Raw genomic sequence first — 2,562 nt, forward strand, 5'->3', positions numbered from 1 at the left:
GAGCCGATGTCGATACCGATAAAATACATACTCTAATCCGTAGTAAATTTTTCCGACACGCGGAACTTCGTCAAATTTGAGCGCAAATTTGAGCTCAGGTTTGTGTAAATTTGCAGAAACTGTAATGAAGATAAATTTATGCAAATGTAAATCGCGACCGCGATCTGCTTTGGTTGAAATTATAGCCAAAATCAGACGTAAAAAGCGAGGGAAATTTGAAAAAATATTATTTAGCGCATTAAATTTGAGATTTTCGATGCGGCGGATGAGGGCAAATCTGACGACGGAATTTTAACGTACGGCGTCAAATTTAGGGTAGGTTTTGAACCGGGCGGCAAGCAAATTTGATCGTCGTAAGGGGCTAGAGCAGACTATCAAATTTGGTTGGCGCAGCATGTAAGTTTAGCCCGATCAAAAACGGGCTAAAATGCTAAATCCTACTAATCAAAAAGAGCCAGCCTACCGATAAACCTCGCCGTCGATGATCGCCATAGTTTTGTTATCTTTACTGCGTGGCAGAGTGTAGAAAAAGCTGTGGCGAACTACCGTGCCGTCGTCATATTTTAGCGTTAGCTCGCCTTGATCGAGCGTGTATGAGCCCTCGTCGCTGCGCGATTTTGAGCTGCCCCCGTCTATGCTGCCGCCTGGGGTACCCGAGCTTGCCATAGCATACGACGATCCGCCCGAGCTAAAGCGCCCTTTGCCGTCAAAGCAGTAGTATCCGCTCACGCCTACGCTCACCGTATCGCTGCCACCCGACCAGCCGTACAGGGACGACGAGCTGTCCTTGCGAAACGAGAAGCACTCTTTTGGCATTTGGCTTGGGATTTGTGCCTGAAACATATAGTACCCCGTGCCGATTGAGTTCCACAAAAAGGTGCAGTCGTCGTTCTCGCAGTAGTAGCTCGTATCGTAGTCGTCGTTGCTGGTTATCGTTAGGATGCCGTCTTTGACCTTATACGTGCCGTCGATGCGCGTGCGCCAGTCGGGCTTTTCTAGGCGGCTCGCGTAGGTGCCGTCGTCGCGTAGGTAAAAGGAATAATCCTCGCTCGTGTTTAAAAGCATGTTAAATTTCGTACCGCCAAATACCCCCGAGCCTTTTTTGCTCGCCCCGGCGCTACTGTGTTTGACGCTAGAGTCCTTTGCGGGTTTTGCGGACTCGGCCGAATTTGAGCTTGATTTGTTTGCTTTTGCCTGCGCGCTATTTGCGCTTTTTTTAAAGACGAACAAGACCTCTTGCCCGTCCGCGACTTGTTTGTATTCGAGCATGCCGTCTTTTAGCCAAAACTCGCCCAGCCCTTTAGCGCTAAGCGCGTATTTGCCGCCGCCCAGACTTTCGTAGCCGCTTTTGCCCGCACTATTGTTGCACGAACCGTCCGGATTTACGCCCACGATGCCTACCGTCGCTTCATCGCCGCCGATCTCAAAAAACGAGTCGCCGAAGCACTTTTGTCCCGCGACTTTAAAGCTCTGCCCCTGCGCCTTTAGCGAGACTAGCTCCCATCTGCCCTCAATCTCGCTTAAATTTGACCCGCCGAGGCCGGCTTGATTTACGGCGCCGTTTACGATGCCGGCTAAATTTACCTCGTCTTTTTTAAAGGTAAATACGATCTCGCCGCTGTCCGTGCCTTGTTTGTATTCGAGCGAGCCGTTATTTAGCCGTAGCTCGCCGCCGCCAAGCGAGTATCTGCCGCCGCCTAGGCTTTTTAGAGCGAAGTTTTGTTCGGCTTTTTCGCATGAGCTGCCGCCCGCGCTACTTAAGCTTAGGCGCGCGCTATCGCCGCTAGCCTCGATAAAAGAGTCTTCGAGGCACTTTTGTCCGGCCGTTTTAAACGTCTGTCCCTGCGCCGTAACCGAGACGATGCTCCATCTGCCCTCTAGCTCGCTAGCGCTTAAATTTAACCCGAGGCAAAGCGCCGCGAGGATTGCAAAAAATTTAAATTTAGCCATATTTTTCCTTTCGTAAATTTTTAAGCCGTCTGCGGCGGTTTTGCCTTCGGCTTTTTGTTCTCAAATTTGCCCTGGTTTTACGCCGATGGGTTGCTATTCGTCCAAAAAATATATCACGCCGTCGACGACCGCTCCGCCTGCCTTGCCTTCGCTAGTAGGCGGGATATAAAAAAAGCTATGTCGCTGCGTCCGTCCGTCGTCGTATCTGAGCGTGAGTTCACCGCTATCCAGCGTATATGAGCCCGCGCTACTGCTAGATCTTGTTCCGCCGCCGCCCACATTGCTCATGGCGGCGGAGGAGTAGGCCCAACTGCCGTCCCTGAAGCGGCCTTTGCCGTCGAAGTCATAGTACCCGCTCACGCCGCCGCCCACGATATCTGTGCCGCCCGAGGCGTTGTAAACGGACATGGAGCCAACGGCGGTGAATGAGTAGCTGCCCTTTGGCACCTCATTTAAGATTTGAGCGTTAAAGAGATGGTATCCGCCGTCGCTCCACAAAAACGTGCAGTCCGCATTCTCGCAGCTATATGTGCTTTGCTCGCCGTCGTTGGCGGTTTGTACGATTTTTTTGCCGTCTTTTTTATACGTGCCGTCGATGCGCGTGCGCCAGTC

General features: G+C 51.6%; 1 protein-coding gene and 1 pseudogene. Both read right to left on the bottom strand.

Annotated elements, in window-relative coordinates; genetic code table 11:
• Window positions 1-459 precede the first annotated feature (459 nt).
• Complete coding sequence (locus Q0338_RS08015; protein ID WP_298086294.1) at window positions 460-1,950, bottom strand: hypothetical protein; 1,491 nt, start codon at window positions 1,948-1,950, stop codon at window positions 460-462.
• Window positions 1,951-2,043: 93 nt separating this feature from the next.
• Window positions 2,044-2,562, bottom strand: a pseudogene (locus Q0338_RS08020) (hypothetical protein); the annotation flags it as partial.

It is taken from the genome of uncultured Campylobacter sp. (assembly GCF_938018145.1).
In the GTDB taxonomy this organism is placed as follows: domain Bacteria; phylum Campylobacterota; class Campylobacteria; order Campylobacterales; family Campylobacteraceae; genus Campylobacter_A.

Excerpts from the sequence above, each read along its gene's own strand:
- Q0338_RS08015 (WP_298086294.1), bottom strand. The coding sequence starts at position 1,950 with ATGGCTAAATTTAAATTTTTTGCAATCCTCGCGGCGCTTTGCCTCGGG.